Origin of the sequence: Micromonospora sp. ATA51 (assembly GCF_016802855.1) — a bacterium.
Classification (GTDB): Bacteria; Actinomycetota; Actinomycetes; order Mycobacteriales; family Micromonosporaceae; genus Micromonospora; species Micromonospora sicca.
The window spans coordinates 1-12,664 of the sequence record NZ_JAEVHJ010000060.1 but is presented as its reverse complement, the minus strand read 5'-3'; the positions used below and the strand labels follow the sequence as shown (position 1 = coordinate 12,664).

The window sequence follows — 12,664 nt, the reverse complement described above, 5'->3', positions numbered from 1 at the left end:
TCATGCAGCTCACCTGTCCCAAGTGTCACGGAGACATGCGCCAGTACGAGCGCAGCGGCGTCGTCATCGACCAGTGCGGCGAGTGCCGCGGCATCTTCCTCGACCGCGGCGAACTCGAGAAGCTCTTCGAGGCCGAGGCGAACTGGAACCGGCAGAACACTGCCCCCGCGCAGGCCAACCAGCCGGCCGGCGGGTACCCGCCGCCGCCGACAACATCGGCGGTGACCTGTCGCCCGCCAGCCGTGCGCGGTACACCTCGCCCACCAACATCGGGGCGTACATCTGGTCGGCGGTCGCGGCCCGTGAGCTGCACGTCATCGGGGAGCGGGAGCAGGTGCGGCGTATCTCGCGCGCCCTCGACTCGCTCGCGAGGTTGGAGCGGCACCGCGACTCCGGCATGTACTACAACTGGTACGACCCGTCCACCCTGCAACTGCTGCGTACCTGGCCGGAGAACGGCTCGGAGGTCCACCCGTTCGCGTCCAGCGTGGACAATGCCTGGCTCGCCGCCGCCCTGATGATCGTCCACAACGCCGTGCCGGAGCTGCGCCACAAATCCGACCCGCTGCTCGGCGCCATGGACTTCGGCTTTTACTACGACTCACAGGCGCGCGGGCCGGACGTGCCGGCCGGGCTGATGCGCGGCGGCTTCTGGTCCGAGCCGCCCCCGGGCTGTTCCACAAAGGGCAACTACCAGCACCGCGGCCCGGACGTCTACTACACCTGCCACACATACGGGTCGTTCAACAGCGAAACCCGGATGATCAGCTACGTGGCGATCGCCCTCGGCCAGGTGCCGCCCGCCCACTACTTCGGGCCGTGGCGTACCTTCCCCGACACCTGTGACTGGTCCTGGCAGGAGATGCGTCCGGTCGGTCAGTGGCGGGAGTACCTGGGTGTGCCGGTCTTCGAGGGCGCCTACCGCTACCAGGGCCTGCAGTTCGTGCCCACCTGGGGCGGCGACATGTTCGAGGCGCTCATGCCGGACATGTTCGTGCCCGAGGAGCAGTGGGGCCCGGACAGCTGGGCCCGCAACCACCCGATCTACGTACGCGGCCAGATCGCGCACGGCATGGACGACGCGAAGTACGGCCACTGGGGCTTCTCGCCCGCCTCAGACCCGCAGGGCGGCTACCGGGAGTACGGCGTGGACGCCATGGGGCTCGACACCAACGGCTACACCAGCGACGAGGAACGCACCAGCGTGGACTACGGCTTTGCAGGCTGCGAGGGCCGACCCGCCCAGCCGCTGCCCGCCGCGTACGGCGACGGTGTGGTGACCCCGCACGCGGTGTTCCTCGCCATGCGCTACGCGCCGGCCGATGCACAGGCCGAGCTGGCGCGGCTGCGCAGCCAGTTCGACAGCTACGGGCCCGGCGGCTTCTACGATTCGGTGGCCGTGCGCAGCGGCACCGTCGCGAAGCGGTACCTGGCGCTCGACCAAGGCATGATCATGGCCGCGCTCGGCAACCTGTACGGCGGCGACGTCCTGCGTAAGGAGTTCACCCGCGGCGGCGCCGAGCGGTTCCTGCGCCCGGTGATGCGGATGGAGGAGTTCTCCGTACCCGCTGGGCAGTAGTGAATCCGCGGCCGGAGCCCCGCCGGCTCCGGCCGCGGACGACGACCCGGTCCGCGGCCGGTTTCCCGCCGCAGACCGGGTCGTCGTCCAGCTCAGGACGCGGGGACCTCGACCAGCACCACACCGGGCTGCGGTAGCGCGAGTTCGATCACGCAGGCGTCCCCTTCGGTGGTCGGCTGCACCTTCTCCGCCGCCAGGGTGTCCACGGCGCGCAGGGCCGTCCACTGCTCGTCGGTGGGCCAGTCGCCGAGCCCGAGCCGCTGAGCGAGGGCAGTGATGTCGCCGTGGTGGCGGTCGAGCCGGGTGACCATCGTCGACCGGCCGGCGGCGCCGTCGACGGTGAGCCGGACCCGACGGGCCAGCGCCGGGTCGCCGTCCCGCTTGGACTGGTCGAGCGTGCTGTTCCAGACCAGGATCGCCAGGCTGCCGTCGTCGCGCCGGCTGGCCCAGCTCTGCACCAGGCCGGCCGCGCCGTCCCCCTCGGCGCTCACCGCGAGTTCGGTGTCGCCGAGCTGGGCGAGCATCCACAGCGCGTGGTAGCGCGGCTTGGCGATCCCGCCGACGGTGATCAGCCCGAAGCCGCCGTGCAGCAGGCGGGGAGGCCGGCCGAGCTCCTCGAAGTGGTCGCTGGCCACCCAGTAGGACAACGCATCGACCCGGCCGGCCGCCGACCGCATCCCGGTGAGCAGGAACGCCGCGGCGGAGGCACCGTCGTTGACCGGGTGGAAGTGGGTGGGCGTGGCCCCCCACTCGGTCCACAGGATCCGCGCGTCCGGCACGCCCAGCCGGGCCAGAGTGGGCCGCAGATCCAGTGGCGGACTGCCGTAGGTGTGGGTGGAGATGAAGTCCACCGGCGCTCCCGAGGTGGCAACATGTTCCAGCAGGGCGTCCACCCAGCCGGCCGCCGCCGACGACGGGCCGCCGACCGGGATACGAGGGTCGACGTCCTTGACGGCCCGGGCCGTGACGTCGTACAGCCGCATCCACTCCTCCCGGCTGCCCGACCAGAACACCTCCAGGTTCGCCTCGTTCCACACCTCGAAGTCCCAGCCGAGCACCTGCTCGCCATAGCGGTCCAGCAGGTGGGCCACGAGCGCGCGGACCAGGTCGGCCCAGCGGTCCCAATCCCGGGGCGGGGAGATGACGCCCCGGTAGCCGAACACGGTGCGCTCCGGGTCACTGGCCAGCTCGCGCGGCATGAAGCCAATCTCCACCACCGGTCGCAGTCCCACCGACAGCAGCAGGTCATAGACCTCATCGACGCGGCGGAAGTCGTGCACCGGCCGCCCGTCCACCTCCCGGTAGACGCCGAGGTCGTCGTGCAGGATCGCGTGGGCGCGGACGGCCTCGACGCTGATCTCGTCGCGCACCCGACGCAGCGCGGCCAGCAGTTCCGCGCCGATCTCCCGGCCACCCGAGGTGTCCCGGCACAACAGCTGGGACAATCGCTCGCTACCGATCATCGGCCGCCACGGCCGGTGCAGGGCCGCCCCGTCGGCCGCGGCATCCACCCGCAGCGACACCGTGGGCGGCTCGGCCCCGACCGGCCGCGCGGCGGCCGGTACGGGCTGGCCCAGCGCGCCGGTGAGGGTCACCTCCGGTACGGACGCGACGGCGTAGGCGTACTGCCGGCCCGGTTCTCCGGTGGTGTCGACATACCAGGTGTCGGGCACGGCGAGGACGTCACCGCCGAGGTGGTCGACCGGAGTGAACTCGCCGTCCGGTGTGCCGTCGACCAGTGGGGCGCGGTGCACGAGGTAGCCCACGGCGCCGTTCACCGGCTGCCACGACAGGCGGACGTGGCCAACTCCTTCCTCGACGGTCAGCCCCGCCGGAGGCGGCAGTTCCGGACCTGGTCGTAAGCGCTCTTCATCGCTGCGGCGGGCGATGCGCGCCTCCCAATCGGATCGCGCGGCAGACGGCTGCTGGTCGTTGACGTTCGTCACCGGGCACCTCCAGGCCTTCGCTTGCTGCGGTCCGAGCACTGTAACCGGTTACTGAGGCAAGTTCGAGCGTCGCTCGGCTCGGCCTGCCCGGTCCGGAAACCCCGCGACACCAGAAGGCCTTTGGCGATCTGCGGCTCGGTGGCGAACTCGACGTCGTCGGGGATGCCCACAGCGCGGCAGCGCTCACGGTCGTCGCTCCACGCCGCGGGGGAATGCAACTGCCGGTCGATCAGGCCATGACCGCTGGCCGAGCGGTAGGCCAGAAACACCCCGACCTGGCAGTTTTCGACCCCGCCGGCGGTGCCGGAGTACTGCCGGGCCACCCCGGCCGAGCGCACGCCCTGTTCGTTGATCAGGCCGTTGAGGATCTTCCGGTCAGGGTCGACCGGCCTCGGCCGACTGGGTGTTCGACCGACGCCGGACGGTCTCCGAGCCCGGTCGCGGGTCCGCGTCGTCCCGCCGGCGCTGCCGCGGTCGCGACGCTGATCTCTGCTCGGTGGCCCCTTCCACGGCGTCGGGGGCCGCGACGGGTGGTGTGGTACGGCTCGCCGCGGTGTCTACCAGGTCCGGCAGGTCCCGCCCGGCCACCAGGGGTAGCTCTCGCGTGACTGCCGTGATCGGCCCCGGCTCGCCCGCCGGGTCGGCGACCCGGGCCGCACGTGCCCGTCCCGTCGCGGGTCGCGGCATCGGTGCCGCGCTGGGGGTCGTTGCCGGCGGCGCGGTGTCGGCCGGCTCCGCGACGGAGCCTGGCGCGGTCGTGGTCGACGGTGCCTCCGCCCGGCTGGTGGCCGACCGCTCTGGTGTGTTGCGCGGCGTTCGGCGCGGCGCGGCTGCCGGCAGGAGCGGGGCGAGTTCCGCGTGCAGCGCGGCCCAGTCGGAGGCGCGGGGCGGGTCGGGCTGATCCGTGGTGGAGGTGAGCTGGCCCGTGCTTTCGGACCGCTCCAGCTGCCGGTCGGTACGGTCCCGCGTCGCCGCCCGGGACCGCTCCGATCCCGGTCGCTCGGCACCGTCTGCCGCCTGCTCGGTGGCGTTCGCCTGCCGAGCGGCGTCCCCGGTCGACTCTGGCCGCGCTGAGCCGCCGGAGGCCGCGTCCGCCGCAGAGGCTACGGGGGCCGCGTCCGTGAGCGGGTCGGGGGCGTGGGGGAGCAGCCGCTCCGGGGCGTCGGCGAGCAGCCGCGCGGCCGAGGCCAGTGCGACGGGGTCGGGTTGACCGACCCGACGCCACCGCCGGCGGCGGCCATTCGCCGGCAGGTTCCCGGCCAGCACGCGCGCGGGTGCCAGATCGGCGGCGATCAGCGCGGTGAGCCCGTCGTAGTCCGCCTGCTCGGCCAGCCGCCGGGCGATCTCGTCGAGGTCGTACACCGCCACGGCGATGTCCGCGGTGGTGGCGTCCAGCGCTCGGGTGATCTTGCGGTGCAACACCTTGTTGAGCGCCGCCTGCCGCCGCTCGGCGCGAATCTGCGCGCGGGCCGCGTCGAGCGAGCCGTACAGCCCGAGGCCGGGGTCGGCCTTGGCCAGCGAGCAGGCACGGCGGGTCAGCCACGGGTGTCGCAACCAGTGCCCGACCGGTTCGTACGCCGGCGTCGTGGGTGGCAGCTGCTGTCTGGCGCGCAGCCGGTCCCGCCGCTGGTTCTCGGTGTTCATCAGCCACACCAGATAACCGAGCAGGGACATGCCCGCGTAGAAACCGCCTTCGAGGTGGTTGCTGTGAGCCAGCCAGTTGAAGGCGACCGCGGCGGTGGCGATGCCGGCCGACAGCACGCGGGACAGCATCGCCCGTTCGCCCAGTCGACGGCGTACGTCGGCGTTCGCCAGCACCACGACGCCGCCCAACTCCAACGCGCCAACGGCGGGAAGGGCGATGTACCACGGCATGCCGAGCCGTTCCATCGCCCCGGACACCTGGCCGCCGAGCGCGATCAGCAGCACGACAACGTAGAACCCGGTGCGCAGCACGGCGACGTGCCGCACCGCCTTGGCCAGCTCCGCGTCCCACGCCTCCGGCGGGTCGGCGCCTGGCGCCCCGCCAATTGAGTTTCCGCCGGTCATCCGGGTCCGGTCCGTTTCCTGGAACACGCCGAGCAGGTTCCTCTCTCACTCCGGGCCCCGGCCTGACCGCGCCGCGGCCGGCCGACCCGGCGGTGCCGCCCGCCGAGGCGTACCAGAGCTGCGCTCCGGCTGCCGCCCGTCGTCCGCCGCATGCTACAAGGTTGCGGACCGAATTGGAGATCTCAGATGCCACGCCGGGTGCATCGGGTCGCCCCTCCCGCGCCACACCGCGGGTCATCGGTGCTCACCCGACCGGCACCGCCGTGGCCGGTGCCGTGCCGAGGCAACCGATCGTGGCGATTGCCGGCAGCCCCAGCGAGGTGACGACACCGGCCGCTCATGCTTCTGCTTCCTCGGCCTGCCGCGAGCCGGTCGCGGTCATTCGGTAGGAGCGGCTGTGTCGGGCGGGCCAGCCGAGAAACCAGTCGAACATGTGGGCGGCGCTTCCCGTGGTGCTGCGGTTGAGCTTGCGTGGGGGACACCGCCGGCGACCCTTCGGATCGCGCGCGGTGGGGCCACCATCAAGTGAGCACGACCAGCATCCGTCCTGCTGGGAGCGGCGCGTCGGACAGATCGCGCATCAGTCCCGAAGCGCGGGTGATCAGCGGTAGCACCGCCAGGCGTAAGGATCGTCGGGGTTCGACGTCCGTGCGTAGGCGCCGGAATCGTACGTGTCGCGGCAGGCGACGTCCATGTCGACGATGGACGCGGAGAGCAGCCTCGTGCATTGCCAACGGCCGTCGTTGCGGGGGTCTGCTGAGCCCCCGGTGTACCGATCGCAGTACCGCTGAGCCATGTTCGCCACCCCACGGCTGCTCGATGGGCCGAGCAGGGCCGGGCCCGGGCTCCGGGTCGGCGTCGGCGTGGCCCCGGTGGGCGTCGGGGTCGGCGCGGCGGAAGGCGTGACGGACGGCGTGGCGCTGGGCGTGGCGGACGGCGTGACCGACGGTGTGGCGCTGGGCGTGGCGGAGGAGCCGCTCGGTGTCGCGGAACTTGGCGATGTCGACGGTATCTCCGCGAGGGTGACCGGCTCCTCCAACGGGTCCGACGGGGTGGTGGCCGCCGACACCGGCAGGCCGCCTTCCGGCGGTCGACCCGACCCCCACGTGAACGCCAGAGCGCAGAGCAGCGCCCCCAACGCGAGCCCGCCGACCGGGATCAGCCAGCGCCGCCGCCGGCTGGCTGGCCGTGGGCGGGCGCCAAGGTCTTGGTTGTGCTTCCTTCGGGGCCGCCCGCCCTCGTCCGCGTCGGGGCCGTGCGCGTCGGACTCCTCGTGGCGGTACCCGTTGCGGCCGGCGGAATCGTCGTGCGGGTAGTGCTCCTCGTGGGCGTAGCCCGTCTCCGGTTGGGCGTACCTCTCCTGCTGCGCGGCGTAGGCGTCCTCGTGGACCGAGCTGGCATCGGTCGGTCCGTACGGTTCTTGGGCCCGGCGTTCCTCCCGATAGGCCTGGTCGTGCCCGTCGTACTGATGGGTCGGATCGGGCTCGTAGTACGCCGGTTCGGGGTAGGCCAGTGGGTCGGACCGCCGGTACGCGTGCTCGTGCTGAGGGTGGGCCCCGTCGTACTGCTCGTACTCATCCTCGTACTGCGGGTGTGCCCGCCGCCTTGCGTGTCGCCCTTGGTCCTCGTAGGTGTTCTCGGGCTGGTACGACTCCTGGTACTGGTCCGACACATCCTCGCGCCACTGCGGCGCGGCTGCTTCCTGCTGCTCGTAGTACGAGTCGGAATCGCTTGTTTCCAGCCGCGACCGTCGACCGATCCAGCTGTCTATGACACGCGCCGGGTCGTCGTGATCTTGGGCAGCCCCATCGGCGGAACGAGCGGTCGATCTCTCGGCCACGGTCGCTGGCCTCCTCCGGGAGCACAGGTGCCGACAGCTAGGTGACCTTACTCACCATCGGCCAAAAGTCCACCCGGCCCATCCCGCGAACAGACACAGACCACCCCCGGCTTCGGATCGTCCGCCTGGGCCAGCGCCACACGGATAGCTTGGTCATGACGAGGCAACCGCCGCTCGTCAGCGGGGCGCCCGTCGATCAACCGGCTTCTTCGGGAAGTCGCAGCGCAACTCGGCCACCCGTCCGGCGGCCCGGCATCGGGCTTTTAGTAGAGGAACGTGCGCGACACCCCCGCGCATCGGGCAACGGTCGGGCAGGTGACGGAAGAGCGCGCGCGACGGATGGCCTTGAAAGAGGGTGTTTGAGATGGTCTGGCCGCCCGGTCGCGCATTCAGCGCCGCAACAGGACCGGTCCGGCGGCGATCCGAGTGCGGAACAGCGCGTACGGCTTGCGCCGCAGGTCCTGCCCGCGCTGGTACTTCGCCTGCCGGTGCAGCTGGTTGGCCGTGACGTAGAGGTATCCGTCGACCGCCACCGACATCGTGTCCGGCCAGAGCAGCCGCGGATCGTGCACCACGGTCTCGTACTCCCCGTCCGGCCGGCGGCGCAGCACCGCGTTCTGCTCGTAGGAGGTGAGGTAGAAGCGGCCCGCGTCGTCGGTCTCCAGTCCGTCCGAGCCGCCGCCCTTGTCGCCCTCGTCGACGACGGTGGCCGCCACCTCCTCGTCGGAGAGCGACCGGTCGGCCAGGGCATCCGTGGCGACGCTGTACCAGTGGCGCGACGCCAGCGGGCAGTAGTGCAGCCGGGAGCCGTCGGCGGCGATGGCGATCCCGTCGGAACCCATGCCGATCGGCTTCGGCTCGCCCTCGGCGGGCGTTCCAGGAACGGCCGACCCTCGACCACCGGCCGGAACGTCCGCAGCTGTTCGGCCTTGGTGGAGGGGTGCTCGTGCAGGCGTCGCCAGGACGCGCCGGTGGCCAGGTCGACCACGATTATCCCGTTCGGGCCCGAGTCCGACGAGTCGGTGATGTAGGCGATCCCCGCCTCGCCGCGCCGCAGGTCGAACCGGACGTCGTTGAGGTACGTCGACGGCAGCGCCACGTCGGTCGGGAAGGTGATCACCTGGGCGACGGTGTCGGTGTCGAGGTCGACCCGCACCAGCTTCGGCCCGCCCGGCTTCGTGGGCTGGAACATCGGACTGCCGGTGTCCACGACCCACAACCGGTCGGCCGGGTCGACGACGATGCTCTGCACCGAGACGAACGCGTTGGCGTCGTCGTCGCCGGACGGGGAGTTCCACTCCTGGTCGGGGAAGGGCACCTCCGCGCCGTCGCGCAACTCGACCACCGTGGCCGGGACCTCGTCGCCCCACTTCGGGAAGTTGACGAAGATCCGGCCGGTGTGCGACACGCTCACCCCGGTCGGCATCGGCCCGGTGAACGTGTGCACGAGCTCCAGCGTGCCGACCGGCTCGGCACCCACCGGCCCGTTCACCGGTGGCCCCGCAGACGCGGTAGCACGGAGCCACCGACCTGGTCGCGGTTGGCGAGACGTTCGTCGGTGGCCCGATCACCGTCGACAACTGTCATGGGTGCGAAACTCCCTGATGATGGTGGCCGGGCGCAGGGGCGTCCCGGCTGGACAGGCCGACCCCGCACCTCCGACCCGAGTGGGCGCCGGTCGGCGTCCCGCGGACCCGCCCCGGCTGACTCAATCCGTCCGCGCGTCACCTTCCCGCCGATCCGCACCGCAAACCGGCGCGGCGAAGGAGGCCCGACGGCGACCGGACGGTCCGACGGCAGTGACCGCCGCCGCCCGTGACGGAAGCGGTCGGCGCATCGGCGGATGGCGGTTCAGTGGTTACGCTGCTGCCATGTCGGACGCTGGCGCGCGGGGAAAGCAGGCTGCGGCGACGGCGACGGCGTCGGCGGTCGACCCGGTCGTGAAGGTCGTGCGGGAGATCCTGTCCGGCATCCCGGCCGGCTGCTCGTGGCTGCTGCCGGTGACGAGTGACGGGCAGGTCGTCGACTTCCGGATCGAGGCGACCAGCGGCCGGGGACCGGACATTTGCGGACGGGGGGTGAGCCGCGTCGGCGGGCGGCTCAGCGAGCTGTACCCGAGCATGGTCGGCGGCCCCCTGTGGCAGCTGTACCACCAGGTGATGTTCACCGGACAGCCCGGCCAACTGCCCGACTTCCGGTACGAGGAGAAGCGCGCCGGCGTCATCGCCGAGTCGCTCTTCGACGTGAGCGTGCACCGGGTCCTGGGTGGCCTGCTGGTCTGCTGGCAGCGGCTGGACGAGGACCAGCGCCGGATGGACAAGGCCGAACTGCTGGGCAGCCTCGGCTGGGCGGAGTACGATCTGACCACCGGGCGCAGCCAGTGGTCACCCGGCATGTACCGGATCTTCGCCCGGGACCCGGCGCTGGGCCCGTTGTCCCGGGCGGAGCAGGCTGCGGCCCTCTTCCCCGAGGACTTCGGGCTGCGGGAAGCCGCCTGGCAGACCCTGGACAGCGGGGCGACGTCGGACGTGACGGTGCGGTTCCGGGCGGGTACGTCGGTGAAGTACCTGCGGATCCTCTCCGACACCGCCCGGGACGCCGACGGCGCGCCGTTGAAGATCTACGCGGTGGTGCAGGACGTGACGGCGCGCGTGGACTCGCGTACCGCCATCGAGCAGCTCAGCGACCAGCTGCACACCCGTGAGATGACCGCGCTGGCGGAGCACCGTCTCGCCGGGCAGCTGCAGAATCTGATCCAGCCGGTGCCCCGGGAGCCGTTCCCGCTGGCGGGTCTCGAGGCGATGGTCAGCTACCTGCCGGCGGAGAGCGCCGTACGGGTCGGGGGCGACTGGTACCACGCGCAGACGCTGCCGGACGGGCAGGTGGCGCTCGCGGTCGGCGACGTCGCCGGCCACGGGCTGGAGGCGGCGAGCGGCATGGCGCACCTGAGGTTCGCCCTGGTGGCGTGGCTGTCGATCGGCATCCGTGATCCGGGGACGCTGCTCGGCCATCTGAACCACCTCTGCCGGCAGTTGGCGATCACCGGGACCGCGGTGATCGCCCGCTACGACCCGACGACCAGGCTGCTGTCCTGGACGCGTGCCGGACACATGGCGCCGCTGTTGGCCCGGGCGGGGACGACCGCCGCGCTCGACCGGCCGTCAGGACTGCTGCTGGGCGCCGACGACGGCGCCAGATACCCGGTGGTCAGCCCCCGCCTGGAAGTCGACGACCTGGTGCTCCTCTACACCGATGGGCTCGTGGAACGGCGGTCGGGCGGCGCCGACGACCTGCTGGGCAGGGTGCGGCGGGCCCTGTCGGACCTGTCCGCCCTGCCCGGTGACGAGATGCTGGTCCGGCTGCCCGGTCTGCTGCACTACGCCAGCCCCGACGACGACACCTGCACGCTGGCCGTCCGCGTCCTGCCCTGACAGGTCACAGATCCAGCCGGATCCGCACCACGGTCCGTCTGGGCCCGCGGAGATGGACACCTCGTCGCAGATGCGTTCCACGATCGCCAACCCACGGCCTCGCACCGCGTCCGACGATGGCATCGGCCGGCCCAACGCGCGCATCGACCCCTGGTCGACGACCTACAGAGGCGCCGGCAGGCCGCGGGCCATCGCCCCTGCGCAGACGAAGGCGCGGACCGCAGCCAGGTCGCCCGCTTCGGCGTACGACCTGGTTTCGGGGTTGGCGGGGACGACGGCCCCCTGCTCAGACACGGCAGCGGCCCCCAGCCGATGGACCGGCCTTCAGCGCTCGGGCCGGTGGTCGGCGGTCGACGGACGCAGCAGCTCGCCGACGCCGGTGAGGTCCAGGACGTTCGCCACCATCCCGGTGGCGTTGACCAGGTGCAGCCGACCGCCGGCCGCGCGGGCGGCGTGATGGGCGGTGACCAGCGAGTGGATGCCGGTGGAGTCGAGGAACGTCAGCGCCGCCACGTCCACGACGACGACCGGCGCGCTCGCCACGGCGGCCAGCAGGGGGGTGGTCAGCTTGTCGCGGGCAGCGAGATCGCACTCGCCGACCAACGCCACGACCATCCGTCCGGGTTCCGTTGACGTCCTGGTCTCGAAGTGCGTCATCCGGCAGCAGCACCCTTCGCTGGACAGGCAACAGCCGTTGCCGGCACATCATGTCACCTCCCCGGCAGCCCACCATGTCGTCCGTTCGGCGGCAATCGCGGCCGCGTCGATCGCCCCGTGGCGGCAACCGCCGGCTCACCTGGACGCGTCGCCGGTGCCCCGACCCGGTCACCTAAAGTCGGGGTCGGGCTCACGTTCTCCGCGCCCGCCACCGCCGCAACCCGTAGAGGACCCCGCTGGCCAGGAAGAGGGCGGCGCTGACGAGCAGCCAGCGGGCGAGGAACGGCTGCTGGTCCTGCCCGGTCGCGGCCAGGTAGGTCGCCCGGCCCTGCCGGAGGATGCCGGGCAGGTAGACCAGGAACAGCAGCGCCGCGGCCAGCGCCGGCACGCGCAGGTGGTTCAGCAGCGACGGTCCGGCCGCCGGCCGGGCCCGTCGCTCGCCCACCGCCGCCCGCAGCGCCCGGTCAGTCGAGGCGTACACCGGGAACAGGACGAAGTCGTGGGCGATGGCCGCGCCGACGAACCAGAGGAGCATCCGCCCGGCGGTCGCCTCCCCGGCCAGCCGCAGGGCCACCCAGCCGGCGACGGCGAAGCAGCCCACGAGCAGCAGCAGGTGCCGCCCGGGCGCCCCGTACGCCGTCCGGAAACGCGCCGTGAGGTCACGCATCGGGACGCCCCCGGAACTCGATCTCCGCCACCCACTTGGTGCAGTGCACCCCGGGCAGCGCCGGGACGATGACCCGCGCCGGATAGCCGTGGTCCGGGGTGAGGTCCACCCCGTTGACCCGCAGCGCGAGCAGCGAGTCGGGGTCGAGGACCTGGTTGGCCTGCAACGTCGCCTGGGCGAACAGCCCCGCCTTCTCCAGCGAGCGGACGTGGGCGGAGCCGGGTTGACCCGCGCCGACCAGCGCGGCGAGGTCGCGCAGCCGTACCCCGGTCCAGGTCTGCAGCGTCGACCACCCCTCCACGCAGGCGATCGGCAGCCGGGCGGTGTGCTGGGGCAGGGCCAGCAGGGCGGCCCGGTCCAGGCTGGCCTGCCGCCCGTCGGCCCGCAGCGTCAGCCGCCAGCCGGCCCCGGTGTCGGCGGCCCCGACGCCGGCGGCCGCCGCCGTGCGGTTCACCGGGAACCCGGTCGGGCCGGTGCCGGGCCTGCCGGCCCCGG

General features: G+C 72.4%; 9 protein-coding genes and 3 pseudogenes. 3 read left to right on the top strand and 9 right to left on the bottom strand.

What is annotated here, in order from left to right; translation table 11 throughout:
• Positions 1 to 2 precede the first annotated feature (2 nt).
• Both JNW87_RS12530 and JNW87_RS12525 read left to right on the top strand, forming a co-directional pair.
• Positions 3 to 210 (top strand): annotated as a pseudogene (locus JNW87_RS12530) (zf-TFIIB domain-containing protein); the annotation flags it as partial.
• A complete protein-coding gene (locus tag JNW87_RS12525; RefSeq protein WP_238453730.1) occupies positions 143 to 1,579 on the top strand; it encodes a glucoamylase family protein in 1,437 nt (478 codons plus the stop codon). The pseudogene JNW87_RS12530 and the gene JNW87_RS12525, both read left to right, overlap by 68 nt.
• Positions 1,580 to 1,671: 92 nt before the next feature.
• Here the strand turns inward: JNW87_RS12525 and JNW87_RS12520 are convergent, their stop codons facing one another.
• The 6 genes and pseudogenes from JNW87_RS12520 to JNW87_RS39445 form a co-directional block, all read right to left on the bottom strand.
• On the bottom strand, positions 1,672 to 3,357 hold the full coding sequence (locus JNW87_RS12520) for a xylan 1,4-beta-xylosidase (protein WP_201749499.1): 1,686 nt from the start codon (positions 3,355 to 3,357) through the stop codon (positions 1,672 to 1,674).
• Between the two features lie 278 nt (positions 3,358 to 3,635).
• Positions 3,636 to 3,872 (bottom strand): annotated as a pseudogene (locus JNW87_RS12515) (transposase); the annotation flags it as partial.
• Positions 3,873 to 3,900: 28 nt separating this feature from the next.
• Positions 3,901 to 5,601, bottom strand: coding sequence for a hypothetical protein (locus JNW87_RS12510; protein ID WP_238453727.1), 1,701 nt, complete (start codon positions 5,599 to 5,601; stop codon positions 3,901 to 3,903).
• Positions 5,602 to 6,175: 574 nt separating this feature from the next.
• Positions 6,176 to 7,246: a hypothetical protein gene (locus JNW87_RS12505; protein WP_161557775.1), complete on the bottom strand. Its 1,071-nt coding sequence runs from the start codon at positions 7,244 to 7,246 to the stop codon at positions 6,176 to 6,178.
• Positions 7,247 to 7,803: 557 nt separating this feature from the next.
• Positions 7,804 to 8,256, bottom strand: coding sequence for an SMP-30/gluconolactonase/LRE family protein (locus JNW87_RS39450; RefSeq protein WP_255420183.1), 453 nt, complete (start codon positions 8,254 to 8,256; stop codon positions 7,804 to 7,806).
• A gap of 158 nt (positions 8,257 to 8,414) precedes the next feature.
• Positions 8,415 to 8,840, bottom strand: a pseudogene (locus JNW87_RS39445) (L-dopachrome tautomerase-related protein); the annotation flags it as partial.
• A 445-nt stretch (positions 8,841 to 9,285) separates the two neighbouring features.
• Between JNW87_RS39445 and JNW87_RS12495 the strand changes: the two are divergent.
• Positions 9,286 to 10,845, top strand: a complete 1,560-nt coding sequence (locus tag JNW87_RS12495; protein WP_238453726.1) for a PP2C family protein-serine/threonine phosphatase — start codon at positions 9,286 to 9,288, stop codon at positions 10,843 to 10,845.
• A gap of 324 nt (positions 10,846 to 11,169) precedes the next feature.
• On the opposite strand, the gene JNW87_RS12490 is transcribed toward JNW87_RS12495, so the two are convergent.
• The 3 genes from JNW87_RS12490 to JNW87_RS12480 form a co-directional block, all read right to left on the bottom strand.
• Entirely contained in the window at positions 11,170 to 11,502 is a 333-nt protein-coding gene (locus JNW87_RS12490) for an anti-sigma factor antagonist (protein WP_109800545.1), read from the bottom strand.
• Between the two features lie 190 nt (positions 11,503 to 11,692).
• Positions 11,693 to 12,169, bottom strand: coding sequence for a hypothetical protein (locus JNW87_RS12485; protein WP_109800544.1), 477 nt, complete (start codon positions 12,167 to 12,169; stop codon positions 11,693 to 11,695).
• The coding region (locus JNW87_RS12480; RefSeq protein WP_238453725.1) for a molybdopterin-dependent oxidoreductase at positions 12,162 to 12,664 on the bottom strand (503 nt) is incomplete at its 5' end. The genes JNW87_RS12485 and JNW87_RS12480, both read right to left, overlap by 8 nt.